21 protein-coding genes and 1 tRNA gene are annotated in these 20,147 nt (G+C 69.5%); 18 read left to right on the forward strand and 4 right to left on the reverse strand.

The annotated features are described in order from the left end of the window. The 11 genes from EJO66_RS11370 to EJO66_RS32970 form a co-directional block, all read left to right on the forward strand. Positions 1–457, forward strand: a 457-nt coding sequence (locus EJO66_RS11370) for an amidohydrolase family protein (RefSeq protein WP_148101326.1), incomplete at its 5' end; no start/stop codon positions are given. An 82-nt stretch (positions 458–539) separates the two neighbouring features. Continuing rightward, a complete protein-coding gene (locus tag EJO66_RS11375) occupies positions 540–1,373 on the forward strand; it encodes an IclR family transcriptional regulator (RefSeq protein ID WP_124960254.1) in 834 nt (277 codons plus the stop codon). 176 nt (positions 1,374–1,549) lie between these two features. Next, entirely contained in the window at positions 1,550–2,629 is a 1,080-nt protein-coding gene (locus EJO66_RS11380; RefSeq protein WP_124960255.1) for a TRAP transporter substrate-binding protein, read from the forward strand. Positions 2,630–2,640: 11 nt separating this feature from the next. After that, entirely contained in the window at positions 2,641–3,300 is a 660-nt protein-coding gene (locus tag EJO66_RS11385; RefSeq protein ID WP_124960256.1) for a TRAP transporter small permease subunit, read from the forward strand. After that, complete coding sequence (locus tag EJO66_RS11390) at positions 3,297–4,589, forward strand: TRAP transporter large permease (RefSeq protein ID WP_125965308.1); 1,293 nt, start codon at positions 3,297–3,299, stop codon at positions 4,587–4,589. The genes EJO66_RS11385 and EJO66_RS11390 overlap by 4 nt, the downstream gene beginning before the upstream one ends. Continuing rightward, complete coding sequence (locus EJO66_RS11395; protein ID WP_206168847.1) at positions 4,589–5,632, forward strand: TRAP transporter substrate-binding protein; 1,044 nt, start codon at positions 4,589–4,591, stop codon at positions 5,630–5,632. The genes EJO66_RS11390 and EJO66_RS11395 overlap by 1 nt, the downstream gene beginning before the upstream one ends. Positions 5,633–5,639: 7 nt before the next feature. Next, entirely contained in the window at positions 5,640–7,019 is a 1,380-nt protein-coding gene (locus tag EJO66_RS11400) for an amidase (RefSeq protein WP_125965309.1), read from the forward strand. After that, positions 6,995–7,780 (forward strand): 2-keto-4-pentenoate hydratase, encoded by a 786-nt coding sequence (locus tag EJO66_RS11405; protein ID WP_223262353.1) that lies wholly within the window; start codon positions 6,995–6,997, stop codon positions 7,778–7,780. Before EJO66_RS11400 ends, EJO66_RS11405 begins: the two co-directional genes overlap by 25 nt. A gap of 86 nt (positions 7,781–7,866) precedes the next feature. Then, positions 7,867–8,580, forward strand: a complete 714-nt coding sequence (locus EJO66_RS11410; protein WP_125965310.1) for a 2OG-Fe(II) oxygenase — start codon at positions 7,867–7,869, stop codon at positions 8,578–8,580. A gap of 302 nt (positions 8,581–8,882) precedes the next feature. Further along, positions 8,883–10,157 carry an adenylate/guanylate cyclase domain-containing protein gene (locus EJO66_RS33200; RefSeq protein ID WP_276311970.1) on the forward strand — a complete coding sequence of 425 codons (1,275 nt, stop codon included), beginning with the start codon at positions 8,883–8,885 and terminating at the stop codon, positions 10,155–10,157. Then, positions 10,106–10,276 carry a hypothetical protein gene (locus EJO66_RS32970; protein ID WP_223262354.1) on the forward strand — a complete coding sequence of 57 codons (171 nt, stop codon included), beginning with the start codon at positions 10,106–10,108 and terminating at the stop codon, positions 10,274–10,276. Before EJO66_RS33200 ends, EJO66_RS32970 begins: the two co-directional genes overlap by 52 nt. Here EJO66_RS32970 and EJO66_RS11420 read toward each other — a convergent pair. Next, positions 10,255–12,270, reverse strand: a complete 2,016-nt coding sequence (locus tag EJO66_RS11420; protein ID WP_124960260.1) for an acetoacetate--CoA ligase — start codon at positions 12,268–12,270, stop codon at positions 10,255–10,257. The genes EJO66_RS32970 and EJO66_RS11420 overlap by 22 nt on opposite strands. 99 nt (positions 12,271–12,369) lie before the next feature. Between EJO66_RS11420 and EJO66_RS11425 the strand changes: the two genes are divergently transcribed. The 7 genes from EJO66_RS11425 to fahA are packed head-to-tail and all read left to right on the forward strand — an operon-like array spanning position 12,370 to position 18,572. Beyond that, a complete protein-coding gene (locus tag EJO66_RS11425; protein ID WP_124960261.1) occupies positions 12,370–13,098 on the forward strand; it encodes a TetR/AcrR family transcriptional regulator in 729 nt (242 codons plus the stop codon). Continuing rightward, positions 13,095–14,039, forward strand: a complete 945-nt coding sequence (locus EJO66_RS11430) for an ABC transporter substrate-binding protein (RefSeq protein WP_124960262.1) — start codon at positions 13,095–13,097, stop codon at positions 14,037–14,039. Before EJO66_RS11425 ends, EJO66_RS11430 begins: the two co-directional genes overlap by 4 nt. Beyond that, positions 14,036–14,818 carry an ABC transporter ATP-binding protein gene (locus EJO66_RS11435; protein ID WP_124960263.1) on the forward strand — a complete coding sequence of 261 codons (783 nt, stop codon included), beginning with the start codon at positions 14,036–14,038 and terminating at the stop codon, positions 14,816–14,818. The genes EJO66_RS11430 and EJO66_RS11435 overlap by 4 nt, the downstream gene beginning before the upstream one ends. Beyond that, a complete protein-coding gene (locus tag EJO66_RS11440) occupies positions 14,811–15,581 on the forward strand; it encodes an ABC transporter permease (RefSeq protein ID WP_125965311.1) in 771 nt (256 codons plus the stop codon). The genes EJO66_RS11435 and EJO66_RS11440 overlap by 8 nt, the downstream gene beginning before the upstream one ends. Further along, entirely contained in the window at positions 15,578–16,384 is an 807-nt protein-coding gene (locus EJO66_RS11445) for an ABC transporter permease (protein WP_125965312.1), read from the forward strand. Before EJO66_RS11440 ends, EJO66_RS11445 begins: the two co-directional genes overlap by 4 nt. A 39-nt stretch (positions 16,385–16,423) precedes the next feature. After that, positions 16,424–17,230 (forward strand): cyclase family protein, encoded by an 807-nt coding sequence (locus EJO66_RS11450; RefSeq protein ID WP_125965313.1) that lies wholly within the window; start codon positions 16,424–16,426, stop codon positions 17,228–17,230. Positions 17,231–17,249: 19 nt separating this feature from the next. Next, complete coding sequence (gene fahA, locus EJO66_RS11455; RefSeq protein WP_125965314.1) at positions 17,250–18,572, forward strand: fumarylacetoacetase; 1,323 nt, start codon at positions 17,250–17,252, stop codon at positions 18,570–18,572. A gap of 62 nt (positions 18,573–18,634) precedes the next feature. Here the strand turns inward: fahA and EJO66_RS11460 are convergent. From EJO66_RS11460 to EJO66_RS11470, 3 genes are all read right to left on the reverse strand, one after another. Continuing rightward, a tRNA-Gly gene (locus EJO66_RS11460) sits at positions 18,635–18,710 on the reverse strand. 54 nt (positions 18,711–18,764) lie between these two features. Further along, positions 18,765–19,673, reverse strand: a complete 909-nt coding sequence (locus tag EJO66_RS11465; RefSeq protein ID WP_124960268.1) for an NAD(P)/FAD-dependent oxidoreductase — start codon at positions 19,671–19,673, stop codon at positions 18,765–18,767. Beyond that, complete coding sequence (locus tag EJO66_RS11470) at positions 19,663–20,124, reverse strand: RrF2 family transcriptional regulator (RefSeq protein ID WP_124960269.1); 462 nt, start codon at positions 20,122–20,124, stop codon at positions 19,663–19,665. Before EJO66_RS11470 ends, EJO66_RS11465 begins: the two co-directional genes overlap by 11 nt. Positions 20,125–20,147 lie beyond the last annotated feature (23 nt).

A 20,147-nucleotide genomic window follows, 5' to 3' on the forward strand; every position in this document is an offset into this window, starting at 1 on the left:
GTTTCGCTTCGACGACCCCGAGGGCAAGAAGCCGGGCGGGCAGGAGGTCGCGTTTCGCCATATTCCCAACGGCATTCCGGGCCTGGAAACTCGGATGGCGCTGCTGTGGTCCGAAGGGGTGATGGCCGGGCGCATCACGCCGCAGAAGTTCGTCGAGCTCACCGCCACCAACCCGGCCAGGGCCTACGGGCTGCATCCGCGCAAGGGGAGCATTGCGGTCGGCGGCGATGCCGACCTGGTGATCTGGGAGGAGCGCGCGTTCGTGCTCGGCAATGCGCGGCTGCACCACGATGTGGACTACACGCCCTACGAAGGCATGCGCCTGTCGGCCTGGCCGGCCATGACGCTGGCGCGCGGCGAGGTGGTGTGGGACGGCACGGCCTTCACCGGGCGCGCCGGGCACGGGCGCTTCCTGCCATGCGGCGCGCCCACGCTGCAGCCCCGGCGGCGCGGCTGAGCGGGCGAAATGGGCGTGCCGGCGGCCGCCGATGCCGACCCGGCCGGCCGCGGGGTGGCGTGCAACTTGCAAGGATTTCGTCATGACGGACAGCAGCTCCCCCCGCTCCTCCTCCAAGGCCGCCGGCAAGGTCACGCGCATCGACCGCGACGGCGACGGCACCGTGCAATCGCTCACGCGGGCCATGCAGCTGCTCGAACTGCTGGCCGACGACGACGAGGGCTACCGCCTGGTCGATATCGCGGCGCGCAGCGGCCTGTCGTCGTCCACCGCGCACCGCCTGCTCACCACGCTGGAGCAGCGCCAGTTCGTCCAGTTCGACCGCGAAACCAGCCTCTGGTACGTGGGCGTGCGCTGCTTCTCGGTGGGCGCGGCCTTCGGGCGCCGGCGCCGCATCGCGCACCTGGCCCTGCCGGTGATGCGGCGGCTGCGCGACAGCTCGGGCGAAAGCATCAACCTGGGCATTGCCGACCTGGGCGACATCGTGTTCGTCACGCAGGTGGAAAGCCGCGAGCTGATGCGCGCCATCGGCAAGCCGGGCTTTCGCGCACCGCTGCACGGCACCGCCATGGGGCAGGCCATCCTGGCCGCCATGGCCGAGGACGACGTGCTGCAGTACCTGCGCACCTACGGCCTGCCCAAGCTCACGCCCAACACCATCGCGCGCGCATCGCGGCTGCACGAAACGCTGGGCGAGGTGCGCCGCGCCGGCTATGCGGTGGACGACGAGCAGAACGCCGTGGGCCTGCGCTGCATTGCCGCCGCCATCCGCGACGAGCATGGCCAGCCCTTCGGCGCGATCTCGCTGGTGGGGCCGGCGCAGCGCATCAAGGCGGCCGACTTCGCGCAGCTCGGCGCCACGGTGCGCACCGCCGCCGACGAGATCACCGCGGCCTACGGCGGGCGCCCGAAGTAGCCGCCGGCCGCGCGTCTTCCACCGGCGCGCAGCGCCAAGTGCTTGATATGGAACGATTTTTTCTGCCGTTCCCGGTGCGCGGAAAACTCCGCGCACGTGCCTTGCGGCGCGGTTCAATGGCCTCCTGCATTGCCGCCTTTGCCAATCCGCCCACCTTTGCCCTCCCAGGAGAAATCATGCCGATGCGCCCTCTTGCCAAGCCTTCTTTCCCAAAGCCGCTCGCCGCGGCCTTCGTGTTCGCGCTGGCCACGCTGCTCGCCCTTCCCGCCGCCCAGGCGCAGGACCGGATCAAGCTGAAAGCCATCGGCCAGCCGCTGGCCACCGGGCTGATCCAGAAGAACAAGGAACAGCCCTTCTTCGAGAACTTCGCGGCCCGCACCGGCCTGCCGATCGACGTCGACTACAAGCCCATCGACACGCTCGGCATCAAGGACACCGAGCAGCTGCGCGTGATGAAGGCGGGCCTGTTCGACATCGTCTCGCTGCGCGTGTCGCAGAACTCGCGCGACGAGCCGACGATCCTGGGCCTCGACCTGGTCGGCGCCGCGCCTGACTACGCCACCGGCCGCAAGGTGGCCAAGGCCTATTTCGACACGGTCGATGCGCGGCTGCAGCAGCAGTTCAACGTGAAGCTGCTCGGTGTGTGGCCCTTCGGCCCGCAGATCCTCTTCTGCAAGAAGCCGATCGCCTCGCTGGCCGACATCAAGGGCATGAAGGTGCGCGTGTACGACCAGAACCTGGCCAAGTTCATCGAGATGGTGGGCGGCACGCCGGTGCCGGTGTCGTTCGCCGACACGCACCAGTCGCTGTCGCTCGGCGTGGTCGACTGCGCCATCACCGGGCCGAGCTCGGCCAACTCGGCCGGCTGGCCCGAGGTCACGACCCACCAGCTGGCGATCGGCTTCCAGATGGCGCTCAACGGCTACGGCATGACGATGAAGTCGTGGAACGCGCTCAAGCCCGACCAGCAGGCCAAGCTCAAGGCGGCCTTCGACGGCCTGACCGAAGAGGTGTGGAAGTACTCCGAGGAGCTGTTCCGCGACGCGCTGAACTGCAACGCCGGCAAGGACCCGTGCACCACCGGCAAGAAGTTCAAGCTGGTCGACGTGCCGGTCACGCCAGCCGACCTCGAGCTGGTGCGCGGCGCGGTCGGCAAGGTGTCGCTGCCGGTGTGGGCCGAGGTCTGCGACAAGTCGAACCCGGGCTGTTCCAAGGCCTGGCAGGCCACCGTGGCGCCGGTGCTGGGGCTCAAGTGAGCAGCGCGGCCATGAGCGCGCGGCCGCAGCCCACCGCCGCATCGCCGGAAGGAGCGCCGGCCGCGCCGCGGCGCGCGGGCTTCAAGACGCGCGTGGAGACGGTGCTGGCCACCCTCTTCGGCGCGATCTTCCTCGGCCTGTCGGTCATCGTGACCATCGAGACCGCCGCGCGCAAGCTGTTCAACATCTCGCTGCAGGGCGCGGACGAGCTCGGCGGCTATGCGCTCGCGGTGGGCTCGACCATTGCCTTCAGCCTGGCGCTCATGGGCCGCAACCACATCCGCGTCGACGTGTTCCACGAGAAGTTCCCGGCCCGCGTGCAGGCGCTGCTGAACTGGCTCTCGGCGGTGTCGCTGGCCGCGCTCGCGGTGTTCATCGGCTGGGTGGCGTTCAAGGTGATCGGCGACACCATGGCCTACCGCAGCACCGCGCAGACGCCGTGGGCCACGCCGCTGATCATTCCGCAGGGCGTCTGGTACGGCGGGCTCGTGATCTTCGCGCTGGTGGCCTGCGGGCTCGCCCTGCGCGCCACCCAGTTGCTTCTCGGCGGCAACATCGCGGCGCTGAACACCGACTTCCATCCCAAGAGTGCGAAGGAAGAGCTGAAGGAGGAACTGGACGACCTCGCGGTGCGCCAGGCCGCGCAGCCCGGTGAAGGAGGCAAGCCATGAACATGCTCGTCATCGGCTTCGCGTTCTTCGCGATGCTCGGCATGATGCTGATCGGCCTGCCGATTGCCGTCTCGATGGCGCTGGTGGGCATCGTCGGCGGCATTGCGGCCTACGGCACGCCCTTCCTGGACTCGATTGCGCCCGTGGTCTGGGGCGTGCAGAACGAGAACCTGCTGACCTCGGTGCCGCTGTTCGTGCTGCTCGGCGAACTGCTGCTGCGCTCGGGCATTGCCGACCGCATGTACGTCGCGCTGTCGGCCTGGCTCGGCCGCCTGCCCGGCGGGCTGCTGCACACCAACATCGGCAGCTGCGCGCTGTTCGCGGCCACCTCGGGTTCGTCGGTGGCCACCGCGGCCACGGTGGGCACGGTGGCGCTGCCTTCGCTGCACCGGCGCGGCTACTCGATGCGCGCCTCGCTCGGCAGCCTGGCCGCCGGCGGCACGCTGGGCATCCTGATTCCGCCGAGCGTGAACATGATCGTGTATGGCTCCCTCACCAACAACTCGATCGGCAAGCTGTTCATCGCGGGCATCATCCCGGGCCTGCTTTTGACCGGCCTCTTCATGCTCTGGATCGCGGGCTCCAGCCTGGCGAGCGGCAACGCGATGCGCGAGGCCAAGGTGCCGCTGAATGACCGCATCCGCGCGCTGGTGCACCTGGTGCCGCCGGCGGTGGTGTTCGGCATCGTCATGGGCAGCCTCTACTTCGGCATTGCCACCGCGGCCGAAAGCGCCGCGCTGGGCGTGATTGCGGCGCTGGGCTTCGTGCTGCATTCGGGCAAGCTGAGCTGGGAACTGATGCGCAACTGCTTCGTCTCGACCGCCCGCGTGAGCGGCATGATCCTGTTGATCGTGGTGGCGGCCTTCGTGCTGAACCTCACGGTGAGCCTCACTGGCGTGGCCGAGGCCATGACCAAGTGGGTCTCGGGCCTGGGCCTGTCGGCCACGGGGCTGATCCTCGCGCTGATGGTGTTCTACCTGATGCTGGGCATGTTCATGGACGTGCTGTCGATGCAGGTGGCCACCATTCCCATCACCTACCCGATCGCCACCGCGCTGGGGGTCGATCCGATCTGGTTCGGCATCTTCATCGTGCTGATGTGCGAGCTGGGGCTCATCACGCCGCCGGTGGGCATGAACCTGTTCGTGGTGCACGGCATCCGGCCCGACAAGGGCGGCATCGAGGATGCGATCTGGGGCGCGCTGCCCTATGCACTGATCATGATCCTGTTCACCCTGCTGCTGCTGGCCGTGCCGCAGCTGGTGACCTGGCTGCCGGGGCGCATGTGATGATGAAGAAACTCAAGCTCGCCCTCGTTGCCGCGGCCGCGCTCGCCCTGGCGCTGCCCGCGCCGGCCCAGAACACGCGGCTGCGCGTGGCGGGCAGCCTGGTGTCCGGCGGCCAGATCCAGCAGAACAAGGAGCAGCCCTTCTTCGAGAACTTCGCGAAGAACACCGGCCTGCCGATCGATGCCGACTACAAGCCGCTCGACGTGCTCGGCATGAAGGACGCCGACAGCCTGCGCGTGCTCAAGTCGGGGCTGTTCGACATCGTGGCGCTGCGCCTGGCGCAGGTCTCGCGCGACGACCCGTTTTTGCTCGGCCCCGACATCGTCGGCCTCTCGACCGACTACGACACCGCGCGCAAGGTGGTCGATGCCTACCGCGCGCCGCTCGACACGCGGCTGCAGGAGCGCCACGGCGCCAAGCTGCTGGGCACCTATCCGTTCGGCCCGCAGATCATGTTCTGCAAGACCCCGATTGCGGGCCTTGCCGATCTCAGGGGCAAGAAGGTGCGCGTGAGCGACCAGTCGCTCGCGCGCTTCATCGAGCGGCTCGACGGCATTCCGGTGGCGCTGGCTTTCACCGAGACGCAGCAGGCGCTGGAGCGCGGCGTGGTCGACTGTGCGATCACCGGGCCGAGTTCCGCCAACTCGGCCGGCTGGCCCGAGGTGACCACGCATGTCATGCCGATCGGCTTCCAGATCCACTTCGTCGCCTATGCCATCAACCTGAAGAAATGGAATGCGCTGCCCGCCGGGCAGCAGGCCAGGATGGCGGCCGCCTTCCAGCAGCTGGAGGCCGACACCTGGGCCTATTCGCGCGAACTGTGGGACGACGCCTCGCGCTGCAACGTGGGGCGCGAGCCGTGCAAGCTCGGCAAGCGCTACGCCATGAAGGAAGTGCCGGTGAAGCCGGCCGACCAGAAGCTGGTGCGCGACGCCGTCGGCGCGGTCTCTCTGCCGCTGTGGGCCGAGGTTTGCGACAAGTCCTACGACAAGTGCTCGGCCACCTGGAAGCAGGTCGTCGCGCCGGTGGTGGGCCTCCGGTAAGCGCACGATGAAAGCACTCTGGCAACTCACGGCGGCCCAGCTCGCCGAAGGCTTTGGCGCCGGCGCCTTCACGCCGGAGCAGGCGCTCGCGGCCTGCCTGGCACGCAGCGCCGAAGTGAACCCGCAGCTCAATGCGCTGGTCGTGCTCGATGCCGAAGGCGCAGCCGAGGCCGCCGCGCAAAGCACCGCGCGCTGGCGCTCGGGCCGCGCGCTCGGCGCGCTCGACGGCGTGCCGGCCACCATCAAGGACAACCTGCAGGTGCGCGGCCTGCCCACGCACTGGGGCAGCCGCGCGCTGGCCGGCTTCATCGCCGAGCGCGACGAGCTGCCGGTGGCGCGGCTGCGCGAAGCCGGCGCGGTGATCTTCGGCAAGACCAACGTGCCCGAGTTCACGATGCAAGGCTACACCGGCAACCCGGTGTTCGGGCCTACCGGCAATCCGTGGAACCCGGCGCTCACGCCCGGCGGCTCCTCGGGCGGCGCGGTGGCGCTGGTGGCCGCGGGCGGTTGCCCGATCGCGCTGGGCACCGACGGCGGCGGCTCGATCCGCCGGCCCGCCTCGCACACCAACCTCGTCGGGCTCAAGCCCTCGCGCGGCCGCGTGCGGCGCGGCGACGGGCTGCCGCCGATCTTTCTGGACTTCGAGGTGGTGGGGCCGATGGCGCGCTGCGTGGACGACGTGGCCGCGGTCATGCGGGCGATCGCGCCGCGCGCGGCGGCCGATGCACTGCGTGAAACAAGGCCCGCGCGCATTCTCTACCTGCCGCGCTTCGCGGACCACCCGGTGGACCCGCGCATCGCGCGGCTGGTGGATGCCGCCGCCGAGAAGCTGGCAGCGCTCGGGCACCAGGTCACGACGCTGCCGCGCTTCGAGCTTGCCGAGGCGGTGAACCAGCGCTGGCCGCTGCTCGCGCAGGTGGGCCTGGCCTGGCTGGTAGACCATCCGCGCGAACTCTCGTCCCGCCCCTTCGACCCCGCGCTGTTCGGCCCCGCGATGCAGGCCAACACCGAGACCGGCCGCGCCGCCTCGGCGCGCGCGCTGTTCGAGCTGCTCTTCGAGGCCGAGCGCCTGCGCGGCGAACTCGCAGGCCTGTTCGAGCAGCACGACTTCCTGCTGACCCCCGCGACCGCGGCGCTGCCCTGGCCCGCGGCCGACACGCATCCGCCGCGCATCGACGGCCGCGAGGTCGGCCCGCGCGGCCATGCGGTGTTCGCCGGCTTCGTCAATGCCGTGGGCCTGCCCGCGATCGCGCTGCCCTGCGGCTTTGCGGAGGGCCTGCCGGTGGGGCTGCAGCTGGTCGCGCGCGAAGGCGGCGACGACGCGCTGCTGGCGCTGGCCCGCGAATTCGAACGCGCCCATCCGTGGCAGCGCTTTCCCGCCCTGTGAACGCGGCGGCCGGCGGCCCTGCGCCGGCCAGCGCCGCGCACGCCCTGTGCCTCGCGCGGCGCGACGGCCGGCGCGTGCCTTCGGCGCTGCTGCAGCCGGCCAGCCGCGCCGAGGCCTATGCCGTCCAGGACGCCACGCTGGCGGCGATCGGCCCGGTCGGCGGCTGGAAGGTCGGCGCGCGGGCACCTGGCCAGGAACCCACCTGCGCGCCGCTGCCGGCCGAGGGGCTGCTGCCCGGCGGCGTGCGCCTGCAGGGGCCGGCATGGCGGCTGCGCGGCATCGAGGCCGAGGTCGGCTTCCAGCTGGGCGCCGACCTGCCGCCGCGCGCCGCGCCCTACACGCTGGCCGACCTGGCAGGCGCCGTCGAATCGGTGCTGCCGGTGATCGAGATCGTCGAGACCCGGCTGGCCGACTGGTTCGGCGCCGATGCCAACGCCCTGCTGGCCGACCTGCTGAGCCATGGCGCGCTGGTGCTGGGACAGCGCCAGCCCTTCGCGCCGGCCTGGTTCGACCTGCGGCATGCCGAGGCCGCGCTGCACTTCGACGGGCAGACCGTCGCGCACACCGTGGGCGAGCATCCGAGCCCCGATGCGGGCGCGCTGCTGGTGTGGCTTGCCAACCATTGCGCCGCGCGCGGCGCCGGGCTCAAGGCGGGTCAGATCGTCACGAGCGGCTCGTGCACCGGCATGCTGTTCGCGTCGGCGGGCACGGCCGTGCGCGTGGAGATCGGCGAGCTCGCGCCCGTGGCCCTCTCCTTCTGACATCCCTTTTCGGGCCTCGCTGCGCGGACGGAACCCATGTCCGGAAACAGCGAGCGCCGCGGCCGCGCCGGCCGCACACTTCCGGCATGCCGACCTCTCCCGCCAACATCGTCCGCGCCCTCGACTGGCCCCGCATCGAAACCGAGCTTGCCACACGCGGCTGCGCGACCACGGGCGTGCTATTCAGCCCGAAGGAATGCGCCGCGCTGGCCGCGCTCTACGACGAGCCCGGCCATTTCCGCAGCCGCGTGGTGATGCAGCGCCACGGCTTCGGGCAAGGCGAGTACCAGTACTTCGACAACCCGCTGCCCGCCCCGGTCGCGGCCTGGCGCAGCACGCTGTACGAGCGCCTCGCGCCGCTCGCGAACGCATGGGCGGCCGCGATGGGGCAGCCGGCCGGCTACCCGGCGGACCACGCGGCCTACCTCGCACGCTGCCATGCGGCAGGCCAGCTGCGCCCGACACCACTGCTGCTGCGCTACGGCGAAGGCGACTACAACTGCCTGCACCAGGACCTGTACGGCGACCTTCAATTTCCGATGCAGCTCACGGTGCTGCTGAGCCGGCCGGGCGAAGACTTCACGGGCGGCGAATTCGTGCTCACCGAGCAGCGCCCGCGCATGCAGTCGCGCGCCGAGGTGGTGCCGCTCGCACAGGGTGAGGCGGTGATCTTCGCGGTCAACCAGCGGCCCGTGGCGGGCACGCGCGGCAGCTATCGCGTCACCATGCGGCACGGCGTGAGCCGCGTGCGCTCGGGGCGGCGGCACACGCTGGGAATCATCTTCCACGACGCGCGCTAGCAAGGCCCCGCGTCTTGCGCACGACCGTGCCATGACGCACGCGGCCCGAAGTCGCGCAAAATCCGCCCTGCACCCCGGGTGCTCGCCAGGATTTCCGACAACAAAAACGATCGGAGCAGCGAGCGGCCGGATGCGATCCGCGGCCCGACGTGACGGCCGCGGGTGCGTTCGAGTGGTCGACAGGGAGCTGTATGAACAAGAAGAACTCGTCCGGGCCTCCGGATGTGGCGGGAAAGCCGCCTCTCGCATTTTTTGAATTTTCCGCGGCGGTGGCCCGGCTCTCGCGACGCTTCAGGGTCGACGTGAGCACCATCGTGAGCGCCGTGGCGCTGACGCAGTCGCTGCTGCTGGCCACGCTCGGCTACCGGGGCTCGCAGCGGTTGGTGGCGAAGATCGGCGCCTCCGCGCACGCGGCCAACCACCACCGGACAGAGGACAATGTGCTCGCCGTTCTCGCGAAGACCGAGTCGGCGGTCGGTGCGCTGGCCGCTGCGCCCAGCCTCGGTCCCGCGGGCGAACATGCGCAGCGAACCGCGGAACTTCTGTGGACCCTGCTGCAGCAGTCGCCCGAACTCGACAGCCTCTACGTGGCCGACGACACCGGCCAGATGCTGATGGCGCTGCGCTACCCGGTACCGGCCATCCGGCGCATCACGCGCGGCGCAGGCGCCGGTGAACTCGCCATCGAGACCTGGCAGTACAAGCTGCCGCCCGAGGTCGACGCGCAGCAGCGCTTCGCCACGCAACGCATCGAGTCCTTCCGCGGCGGCTACGACCCGCGGCTGCAGCGCTGGTACCAGCAGGCCCGCCAGGTGCAAAGGCCCGTATGGACGGCGCCCTACATCTTCGCCGCGACGCAGGAGCTGGGCGTGACCTACGCCTTGACCAGCAAGCGCCGCGCGGCCGAAGGCAGCCCCCGCCTGCTGGTGGTGGGCGGCGACGTCTCGCTGGGCCGGCTGTCGCAGTTCGTGCGGCTGTTCGCGAGCGACGGCCGCGGCGACAGCGCCGTGCTGGGCGCGCTGCACGACCAGATGCTGGGCGACGGCACGGCCGGCAGCGCCGGCGGTGCGGCCTTCTCGTTCGACCACGACGCGCGGCCCTACCTCGCGCAGGCCTCCCCCAGCGGCTCGCCGCGGCGCATGACCGTGATGTTCACCGATATCGAGGGCTTCACGCGGATCTCCGAGTCGATGGAAGCCAATGTGCTGGTGCGCATGCTGACCGAATACTTCAACCTGGCGACGGGCGTGCTGGCGCGCTACGGCGGCGTGATCGACAAGTTCATGGGCGACGGCATCATGGTGCTGTGGGGCGCGCCCGCGGACCTGAAGGATGCGGCGTACCGCGCCTGCCTGGCCGCGCTGCAGCTGCACATCGAGATGGGCGCGCTCAACCGCAAGCGGCGCGCCGACGGCGCTGCCCGAATTTCGCACCCGCATCGGCATCCATACCGGCGTGGCGATCGCGGGGGTGCTGGGCTCGAACGACCGGCTGTCCTACACGGCCCCTGGGCGACGTGGTCAACGTGGCGAGCCGCATCGAGGGCATCAACAAGCAGCTGGGCACGCACACGCTGATCTCGGAGGTCACCTTCGCGGGCCTGAAGGGCCGGCTGCAGACGCGCCGCATCGACGAGCGGGTGGCGCTGCGCGGCCGCCGGACGCGCATGGTGCTCTACGAACTGCTGATGCCCTGAGGGGCTGCGGCGCGCCGCGCCGCGAACTCCACGTACCAGCCGAGCGAGCCGGGGTTGGCCATGGCCTCGGGGTTGACCACCTTCTCGAGCGGCTGGCCCAGCAGCAGCTTCTTGATCGGCAGCTCCTGCTTCTTGCCCGAGAGCGTGCGCGGGATCTCGGCCACCTGGAAGATGTCGTTGGGCAGGAAGCGCGGCGAGAGCGAGGTCTTGATGGCGTTGTTGATCTTGCCGCGCATCGCATCGTCGAGCGCCACGCCGGGACGCAGCACCACGAACAGCGGCATGTAGCTTTCGCGGCCCAGGTATTCGAGGTCGACCACCATCGAGTCGAGCACTTCGGGCAGGGCCTCCACGGCGCTGTAGATTTCGCTGGTGCCCATGCGCAGGCCCTGGCGGTTGATGGTGGCGTCGCTGCGGCCGTAGATGATGCAGCCGCCGTCCTCGCCGATCCTGATCCAGTCGCCGTGGCGCCAGACGCCGGGATAGGTGTCGAAGTAGCTCGACAGGTAGCGCGCGTTGCCTTCGTCGCCCCAGAAGTACAGCGGCATCGATGGAATGGGCCGCGTGCAGACCAGCTCGCCCACTTCGCCGATGACGGGCTTGCCGTCTTCGTTCCAGGCCTCCACCGCGTGGCCGATCTGGCGGCATTGCATCTGGCCGGGCACTTCGGGCAGCTCGCGGTTGCCGCCCACGAAGGCGCCGCAGAAGTCGGTGCCCCCCGAGATGTTGCACCACCACACGCTGTCCGCGCCCGCGGCCAGCAGCTGCGCCGTGCCCCAGCGCTGCACCTCTTCCGACAGCGGCGAGCCGGTGCTGCCGAGCGCGCGCACGCGCGACAGGTCGCCGCACTCGGCCGCGGCCACGCCGGCCTTCATGCAGTTGGTGAAGTAGGCCGCGCCGGCACCGAAGAAGCTGATGCGATGCTTCGCGACGAAGCGCCACAGCACGGCCCAGTCGGGCTTCTCCTTGCTGCCGGCCGGATGGCCGTCGTAGATGACGATGGTCGCGCCGAAGGCCAGGCCCGCGAGCTGGCAGTTCCACATCACCCAGCCGGTCGAGCTGTACCAGTGGAAGCGCTCATTGAAGTTGTTGGCGCCGTAGCTCGCGCCGATGTCGTTGTGCAGGCCGCAGGCGTACATCGTCATGATGATGCCGCCCTGCCCATGCACGATGGGCTTGGGCAGGCCGGTGGTGCCGCTCGAATAGACGATCCAGATCGGATGGTCGAAGGGCAGCCACTCGGGCTCGAAGGCCGCGACCTCGGCGTCGCTGCGCGCGGTGGCGCCCTGCCAGTCGGCGTCGGCGGCAAGCTGCTGCGCGGCATGCGGCGTGCGCAGCAACAGCAGCTTCTGCACGCTGGGCAAGGCGCCGCGCAGTTCCTGCACCACCGCGCTGCGGTCGATGGGCTTGGCACCGTAGTGCACGCCGTCGGCGGCGATCAGCAGCGTGGGCTCGATCTGGCGGAAGCGGTCGACCACGGAGGCCGTGCCCATGTCGGGCGCGCACACACTCCACACCGCGCCGATGCTCGAACATGCGAGAAACGCCACCATGGTCTCGGGCACGTTGGGCAGGTAGGCGGCCACGCGGTCGCCGCGCTTGACGCCCAATGACTTGAGCGTGAGCGCCACCGAGGCCACCTGCCGGCGCAGCTCGGGCCAGGCCATCTCGCGCACTTCGCCCAATTCGTTGTCGCTCACGATGGCGGCCATGCCGGCCGCATGCGCCGCGTCGGCATGGCGCAGCACCTCGCGCGCGTAGTTGACCTGCGCGCCCGGAAACCACGTCGCGCCGGGCATGCGGTCGTCGGCCAGCACCGCCGCGTGCGGCGTGGGCGACACGATGCCCATGTAGTCCCAGATGCTCTGCCAGAAGGCGTCGAGATCGGTCACGGACCAGCGCCACAGCGCGTCGTAGGTGTCGAAGGACAGGCCGCGCTGCTCGCGCAGCCAGTCCTGGTAGAGGCGGATCTGGGGAATGTTGGGGGCGGGCATGCACCGAGCCTAATGCCGCATTCCGCGCCGTTCAATCGGGTTTGACCTCAGGGTTTGTACGTGTGTTCAATAGTTTTGTACAGACGTTCAATACGCCCGATGAACACCCGCACCCCGCCCGCCAGGCGAAGCGCCCACCGCCCCGCGGCCGCCGCTGCCGAAGCCGCCCGGCCCGATCGGCGCCACGCCATCCTGCTGGCGGCGGAAAAGCTTTTTGCGCAGCACGGCTACCACGCGGTCACCATCCGCCAGATCGCCGAGGAGGCGGGCGTGCCGCTGGCGCTGGTGGGCTATTACTTCGGCCCGAAGCACGAGCTCTTCCACGCGATCTTCGAGCACTGGAGCCACAGCATCGAGGAGCGGCTCGCGGGCCTCAAGGCCGTGAACAACGACCCCGACGACGCGCGCACGCTGCCGCGCATCATCGAGGCCTTCACCGGCCCGGTGCTGGCGCTGCGCGCGAGCGCCGAGGGCGAGTACTACGCGCTCCTGGTGGCGCGCGAGCTCTATCACGCCACCGAGGAAGCCGACCGCGTGCTGCGCGGCTACTTCGATCCGCTGGCCGAGGCCTACATCGATGCGCTGCACGTTGCGCTGCCGCATGCCACGCGCGGGCAGGCGGCCTGGGGCTACCAGTTCTCGCTCGGCGCGCTCCTGCACCACCTGAACGACAGCCGCATCGAGCGGCTCTCGCGCGGCGAGAACCGGCGCAGCGATCCGGCCGTGGCGCCGATGCTCGTGAACTTCATCGTCGGCGGGCTGCGCGCCGCGCTGCCGCGACCCAAGGCCCCGCAGAAGAAAACCACCCCCAGGAGACAGAAGACATGATGAAACGACGCACCCTGCTGTCGGCATTGGCCGCCGCCTCGGCCGCCACGGCACTGCCCTCGCGCGCGCAATCGAACCCGAAGATCGTGTTCGGCTACACGGCCGTGTCCGACTTCGCCTCTGTGTTCGTGGCCGCGGAAGAGGGCTACTTCAAGAAGCGCAATCTCGACGTGGAGCTCAAGTTCATTCCGCTCAACTCCACCATTCCCGCGGCGCTGCAGTCCGACTCGCTGCAGATCGGCGGGCCCACGCCCTCGGTGTTCCTGCAGTCGGTGGACGGCGGGCTCGACCTGGTGCTGGTGGCCGGCGGCGGGCTCACGTCCAAGACCATTACCGGCTTCGGCCTGGTGGCGCGCGCCGGCTCGGGCATCAAGGGGCCGCAGGACTGCGTGGGCAAGAAGATCGGCGTGCCGGGGCTCGGCGCGTTCCTGCACGTGACCTTCCGTGCCTGGCTCAAGGAGAGCGGCGTGGACTACCGCAAGGTCAATTTCGTGGAGGCCTCGTTCCCCCAGCATGCCGACCTGCTGCGTGGCGGCTCGGTCGACGCGGTGGTGTCGGCCGATCCGTTCATGAGCCGCATCACCGAGAGCGGCGCGGGCTACGTGGCCTCGTACTACTCCACTTTCCTGCCCGAGAACAACCAGACCATCGTGCATGCGGCCAAGCGCGAATGGGTGGCAAAGAACCCGGCCGCCGCGCGCGCGTTCCGCGAGTCGCTGGTCGAGGCCGCCGGTTTCATGCAGCAGCCGAAGAACGATGCCAAGGTGCGCGCGGCCATCGGCAAGTACATCAAGCTGCCGCCCGAGGTGCTCGCGAAGATCCAGATCTCGCCGCCAGGCGCCACGGTGAGCGAGAAGCAGCTGGGCTACTGGGTCGGGCTGATGAAGGACCAGGACATGCTCAAGACCTCCATCGACGTTGCGAAGCTGATCGCCAAGTGAGCACGGCCGCCGACTTCCTTCGCTTCGACGGCGTCGCGATCCGGCTCGGCGGGCGCGAGATCCTGTCGCCCACCTCGTTCGACGTGGCGCGCGGCGAGTTTGTCTGCATCGTGGGCCCGAGCGGCTGCGGCAAGACCACGCTGCTGCGCGCGGCCAGCGGGCTGGTGGCGGCCAGCGCCGGCGAAGTGCGGCGCAAGGGCGTGAAGATCAGCGAGCCGTCGCGCGAAGTGGCCTTCGTGTTCCAGGACTACGGCCGCGCGCTGCTGCCCTGGCGCACGGTCGAAGGCAACGTGAGCCTCGCGCTCGAAGCGGCTGGCGTGCCCGCGGCCGAACGCGCGCCGCGCATTGCCGAGGTGCTGGGCAAGGTGGGGCTTGCGAAGCATGCGCAGAAGTTTCCGGTGCAGCTTTCGGGCGGCATGCAGCAGCGCGCGCAGATTGCCCGCTGCCTGGCGCAGAAGCCCGAACTCATGATGATGGACGAGCCCTTCGGCGCGCTCGATGCGCTCACGCGCCAGAGCCTGCAGGACGAGCTCGCGCGGCTGGTGCGCGACGACGGGCTCACGGTGCTGTTCGTCACGCACGATCTCGAAGAGGCCATCTACCTCGGCGACCGCGTGATCGCGCTGCAGGCCAACCCGGGGCCTGGGCGGCCCAGCCTGGCGCGGATGATCGACGTGAAGATTCCGCGCCCGCGCGACCAGCTCACGACGAAGGAGCATCCGGAATACCTGCATCTGCGCCGTGAGCTCTTCGCGTTCATCGAGCAAAGCCATGGCTGAACGCCGCCTCCTGCGCCGGCTGCGGCCCTGGGTCTTTCCGGCCCTGCTGGTCGGCGCCTTCGAGTGGTACGCGCGGCGCGCGGCCGCGTTGGGCAGCGATGCGCTCGCCCCGCCAAGCGCGGCGGCCCGGGCCTTCATGGGCGCGGCGCTCGACGGCTCGCTCTGGCAGGCCACGGGCTTCACGCTCGGCACGGCCGCGCTCGGCCTGCTGCTGGGGGCGGTGCTGGGCATTGCGCTGGGCCTGGTGCTCGGGCTCTCGCGCCGCGCGGCGCAGCTCGGCTCGCTCTCCATCGAGGTGCTGCGACCCGTGCCTTCGGTGGCGCTGATTCCGCTCGCGATGCTGACCTTCGGATTCGGCGTGCGCATGGAGCTGGCCATCGTCGCCTTTGCCACCTTCTGGCCGCTGCTGGTGCTGGTGCAGTCGGCGGTGCAGCAGATCGAACCGCGGCTGCTCGAGGTGAGCCGCGTGCTGGGGCTCTCGGCGCGCGAGCGCGCCTTCAAGATCGTGCTGCCGGCCATCGTGCCGCGCCTGTTCGTGGCGCTGCGTCTCGGCGTGGCGGTGGCACTGGTGGTGGCCGTCACGGTGGAGATTGCGGCCAATCCCAACGGCATGGGCTACGCAATGATGATCGCGCAGCAGAGCTTCGACCCCGCGCTGATGCTTGCGTGGCTGGGCTGGATCGGCGTGGTGGGCTTTGCGGTCAATGCGGGCATGGTGCTGCTGCAGCGCCTGGTCGCCCGGCGCATGGGGATGCTGCCATGAACGGCAATGACCGCGGCCGCGTTGGCATCAACATGAACCGGCTCGGCTCGCTCGCCATGCTCTGCGCATTGATTGCGCTGTGGTGGATGGCGAGCAATGCGGGCTGGGTGAGCCGCGTGTTCCTGCCGACACCGCAGGCCACCTTCGCAAGCCTGCTCGAAGGCCTCAACCTCCCGGGCCCGAACGGCAACGGGGGCAACGGCGAGCTGCTCGCCTTCACGCAGGCCACGGTCGGCCGCATGGTGCAGGGCTGGCTGCTGGCCTCGCTGTTCGGCGTGCTGCTGGGCGCGGCCATCGGCGTGTCGCCCACGGTGCGTGCGTGGGTGCAACCGACGCTCGAATTCATTCGCCCACTGCCCGCCTCGGCGCTGCTGCCGCTCGCGATCTCGATCTTCGGGCTGAACCCCGGCATGGTGCTGTTCGTGGTGGCCTTCGGCGCGATGTGGCCAGTGCTGCTGGCCACGGTGCACGGCTTCGCGGCCGTGGAACCCAGGCTGTCGGAAGTGGCGCGCTGCCTGCAGATGTCGCGCGCGGCCTTCGTCTGGAAGATGGGCCTGCCCAACGCCATGCCCGACATTCTGGCCGGCATGCGGCTTGCGCTGACCATTGCGCTGATCGTTGCGGTGGTGGGCGAAATGATTGCCTCGCAAAGCGGCCTGGGCCAGGCCATTCTGCTGGCCGCGCGCGCGTTTCGCGCGAGCGATCTTTTCGCCGGCATCGCGCTGCTCGGGCTGATCGGCTTCGCGAGCAACGCGCTGCTGGCCTTTGCAGAGAAGCGGCTGCTGCGCTGGCAGCAGCCCTGACGCCGTCCCTCACATCCCCATTCCACAAGGAGCCCCGCCATGCCACGCAAGTTCGTCGACCTTTCGATTTTTCTCGAAAACGATGTGCTGTCCGATCCGCCGGCCTTCGCGCCGAAGATCCAGTACTTCACGCACGAGCAGACCTATGAGCAGATCGAGCCCTTCTTTCCCGGCCTCAAGAAAGAAGACCTGCCTGATGGCGAAGGCTGGGCCGTGGAGCTGGTGCAGCTTTCGACGCACAACGGCACGCACCTCGACGCGCCATACCACTTCCACTCCACCATGGACAAGGCGCTGGGCGAGAAGAAGCCCGCCATCGCGATTCATGACGTGCCGCTCGAATGGTGCTTCCAGCCCGGCGTGAAGCTCGACTTCCGCCACTTCGCCGATGGCTACGTGGTCACGGCAGCGGACGTCGAGGCCGAGCTCGAGCGCATCGGCCACACGCTGAGCCCGCTGGAGATCGTGGTGGTGAACACGCGCGCGGGCTCACGCTACGGCCACAACGACTACGTGTCGGCCGGCGCCGGCATGGGCTACGAAGCCACCATGTATTTGCTGGAGCGCGGCGTGCGCCTCACGGGCACCGATGCCTGGAGCTGGGACGCGCCCTTCGTGCACACCGCCAAAAAGTACGGCGAGACGCACGACGCCTCGCTGATCTGGGAAGGCCACAAGGCCGGCCGCGATATCGGCTACTGCCACATCGAGAAGCTGCACAACCTCGAGGCGCTCCCGCCCACGGGCTTTTTCATCAGCTGCTTTCCGCACAAGATCCGCGGCGCGTCGGCCGGCTGGACGCGCGCGGTGGCGATCTTCGACGATGCGCTGATGGCGTCGGTCTAAACCCTGGACATCCAGACAGATGATTGCGCTCAACCACACACACGATGTCGATGCCAGTAGCTGGGTCGCCGCTGCCAACGCGGCAGGCACCGACTTTCCGATCCAGAACCTGCCCTACGCGGTGTTCCGCCGCACGGGCAGCCCGCAGCCGTTCCGCGGCGGCGTGGCCATTGGCGACCAGGTGCTCGACATGGCCGCGCTCTCCGCGCGCCAGTTGCTCGACGGACTCGCGCTCGACGCGGCCCGCGCCGCCGCGCTGCCGGCGCTGAACGATTTCTTCACGCTCGGCGGCGCCGCCTGGCGTGCACTGCGCCACGCGGTGTTCGCATTGCTGCGCGACGATGCACCGGCCGCCACGATGCACGCCGTGCGCGAATGCCTGGTGCCGCAAGCCGAGGTCGAATACACGGTGCCCGCGCGCATCGGCGACTACACGGACTTCTATACGTCCATCGACCATGCGCTGAACATCAGCCGCCTGATGAACCCCGAAGGCGACGTGACGCCCAACTTCCGCTGGATTCCCACGGCCTACCACGGGCGCGTGTCGACCATCGGCATCAGCGGCCAGCGCTTTCACCGCCCGATGGGGCAGACCATGGCGCCGGGCGCCGAGGCACCCACGTACCACGCCTGCGCGCGGCTCGACTACGAGCTCGAGCTCGGCATCTGGATCGGCGAAGGCAATGCGGCGGGCGAAGCGATTCCGCTCGAGCACGCGGAAGAGCACGTCTTCGGCATCTGCCTGCTCAACGACTGGTCGGCGCGCGACATCCAGTTCTGGGAGATGGCGCCGCTCGGTCCCTTCCTTGCGAAGAATTTTGCGACCACCATTTCGCCGTGGATCGTGACGATGGAGGCGCTCGCGCCCTACCGGGAGGCCTGGACGCGGCCCGCCAACGAGCCACAGCCGCTGGCCTACCTCGAAGGCAGCGCCAACCGCGAAAGTGGCGCGATCGACATCCGGCTGGAGGTCTGGCTCGAAAGCGAGAAGGCGCGCAGCGAGGGGAGCGGGCCTTCGCGCCTGTCGCGCACAAGCTTCAGGCACCAGTACTGGAGCGTGGCGCAGATGGTGGCGCACCACACGGTGGGCGGCTGCAGCCTGAACCCGGGCGATCTGTTCGGCAGCGGCACCATCTCGGGACCGGGGCCGGGCGAGGCCGGTGCGATCATCGAGCTCGCGCGCGCCGCGCAAGACCCGGTCACGCTGGCCAACGGCGAGCAGCGCGGCTTCCTGGAAGACGGCGATGCGGTGCTGCTGCGCGGCTGGTGCGAGAAGCCGGGCCATGCGCGCATCGGCTTCGGCGAAAGCCGGGGGATGGTGCTGCCCGCCAAGGGCTGAAGGCATCCATCCGGCGCGCCAAAAGAAAAGGCCACCGGTAAGGTGGCCTTTTGCATGAAATGTGGAGCGGGAAAAGAGTCTCGAACTCTCGACCTCAACCTTGGCAAGGTTGCGCTCTACCAACTGAGCTATTCCCGCATTTCGAGCCGCAGATTATAGCCTGGTTTTTTCAGGCCTCCTTCGCCTCTTCGGTCAGTGGCCGAACACCGACGCGCGGTGCAGCGAAATGCCGGCCATCACGCCATCGGCCGAAGCCATCGTGGCGTTGTGGAACATCATGGCCGCATCGCCGGCCGCGAACACGCCGGGCACCGTGGTCATCTTCATTGCGTCGGTGCGGATCAGCGGGCCGAAGCCGCCCTCGTCGATCGCGCATCCGAGTTGCTCGGCCAGCGGGCTCGCCAGGCGCGTGCGCGGCACGAGGAACATCGCATCGAGCGGCACGCGCCGGCCGTCCGCGAATCGGATGCCCGAGAGTTCGGCCGGCGACGGCCCCTCGAGCGCCGCGATGCGACCCGGCTCGATCGCCACGCCGCGCGCCTGCAGCCTGGCGCGCGTCTCCTCGTCCACCGTGTTGTTGCCGTTGAGGAACAGCGTGGCCGATCCCCATTCGGCGAACAGGATCGCATGCTCGGGCGCATGCGGCCGCTCGATCAGGATGCCCAGGCGCCGGCCGCCGACTTCATAGCCGTGGCAGTACGGGCAGTGCAGCACGCTCTGGCCCCAGCGTTCGCGCACGCCTTCGATCTGCGGAAAGCCGTCCTCGACGCCGAAGGCGAGCACGATCCGGCTGGCCGACAGCGGCGCGCCGCCGCCTTCGAGCAAAAGGGCGAACCCGCCCGCGCCGTCGGCCTGCGCCTGCACGACGCGGCCCTCGACGAAGCTGGCGTTCGGATACGCGAGCACCTTGGCGCGCGCATCGGCAATCATCTTCAGCGGCGGCGTGCCGTCCTGCCCGAAGAAGCCGTGCGAGGCGGCGGCGAAGCGGTTGCGCGGCGCGCCCGCATCGACGATGCAGACCGTTTTGCGCGCGCGCGCAAGCTGCAGGGCAGCGGAAAGGCCGGCAAAGCTGCCGCCCACGACCAGAGCGTCATAGTGCATGTTCGATGTCCTTGTGTGTGAAGCCGCCGCCTGTCATGCGGCGATGAAAATCCTTCGAGAGATCCGCCAGCGTGATGCTGTTGAAACGCTCGAGCAGCAGGGCCTCGGCCTCCCGGCAGGCGCCGTCGAGCGCCGCATTCACGGCCTGCTCGACGATGCAGCCCGGGCTCTCGGTGCGGTTGCCCATGGCCAGCAACGCCGGAGATCCCACCGCCTGGTGGATGTCGCCGAGCGTCACGGCATCGAGCGGGCACGACAGCACCCAGCCGCCGCCGTGGCCCTTGGCCGAACTCACGAAGCCCGCCTCGCGCAGGCCCGCCATGACCCGGCGCACCACGACGGGATTTGTCTGCATGGCCATGGCCAGCGATTCGGAGGTGACGGGCCCCTCCATCTCGGCCATGTGCAGCAGTGCGTGGAGAACGCCTGAAAGCTTGCTGTCTCGTTTCATGCAACATTATTAGTTGCGTGATA

Origin of the sequence: Variovorax beijingensis, assembly GCF_003951285.1 — a bacterium.
In the GTDB taxonomy this organism is placed as follows: Bacteria; Pseudomonadota; Gammaproteobacteria; order Burkholderiales; family Burkholderiaceae_C; genus Variovorax; species Variovorax beijingensis.

Bases quoted from the DNA above. Each gene is read 5' to 3' on its own strand.
- EJO66_RS11465 (WP_124960268.1), bottom strand. From the start codon at position 19,673: ATGCACTATGACGCTCTGGTCGTGGGCGGCAGCTTTGCCGGCCTTTCC.
- EJO66_RS11450 (WP_125965313.1), top strand. From the start codon at position 16,424: ATGCCACGCAAGTTCGTCGACCTTTCGATTTTTCTCGAAAACGATGTG.
- EJO66_RS11470 (WP_124960269.1), bottom strand. From the start codon at position 20,124: ATGAAACGAGACAGCAAGCTTTCAGGCGTTCTCCACGCACTGCTGCAC.
- EJO66_RS11390 (WP_125965308.1), top strand. From the start codon at position 3,297: ATGAACATGCTCGTCATCGGCTTCGCGTTCTTCGCGATGCTCGGCATG.
- EJO66_RS11395 (WP_206168847.1), top strand. From the start codon at position 4,589: ATGATGAAGAAACTCAAGCTCGCCCTCGTTGCCGCGGCCGCGCTCGCC.
- EJO66_RS11445 (WP_125965312.1), top strand. From the start codon at position 15,578: ATGAACGGCAATGACCGCGGCCGCGTTGGCATCAACATGAACCGGCTC.
- EJO66_RS11375 (WP_124960254.1), top strand. From the start codon at position 540: ATGACGGACAGCAGCTCCCCCCGCTCCTCCTCCAAGGCCGCCGGCAAG.
- EJO66_RS11440 (WP_125965311.1), top strand. From the start codon at position 14,811: ATGGCTGAACGCCGCCTCCTGCGCCGGCTGCGGCCCTGGGTCTTTCCG.
- EJO66_RS11430 (WP_124960262.1), top strand. From the start codon at position 13,095: ATGATGAAACGACGCACCCTGCTGTCGGCATTGGCCGCCGCCTCGGCC.
- EJO66_RS11400 (WP_125965309.1), top strand. From the start codon at position 5,640: ATGAAAGCACTCTGGCAACTCACGGCGGCCCAGCTCGCCGAAGGCTTT.
- EJO66_RS11425 (WP_124960261.1), top strand. From the start codon at position 12,370: ATGAACACCCGCACCCCGCCCGCCAGGCGAAGCGCCCACCGCCCCGCG.
- fahA (WP_125965314.1), top strand. From the start codon at position 17,250: ATGATTGCGCTCAACCACACACACGATGTCGATGCCAGTAGCTGGGTC.
- EJO66_RS11385 (WP_124960256.1), top strand. From the start codon at position 2,641: ATGAGCGCGCGGCCGCAGCCCACCGCCGCATCGCCGGAAGGAGCGCCG.
- EJO66_RS11380 (WP_124960255.1), top strand. From the start codon at position 1,550: ATGCCGATGCGCCCTCTTGCCAAGCCTTCTTTCCCAAAGCCGCTCGCC.
- EJO66_RS11410 (WP_125965310.1), top strand. From the start codon at position 7,867: ATGCCGACCTCTCCCGCCAACATCGTCCGCGCCCTCGACTGGCCCCGC.
- EJO66_RS11420 (WP_124960260.1), bottom strand. From the start codon at position 12,270: ATGCCCGCCCCCAACATTCCCCAGATCCGCCTCTACCAGGACTGGCTG.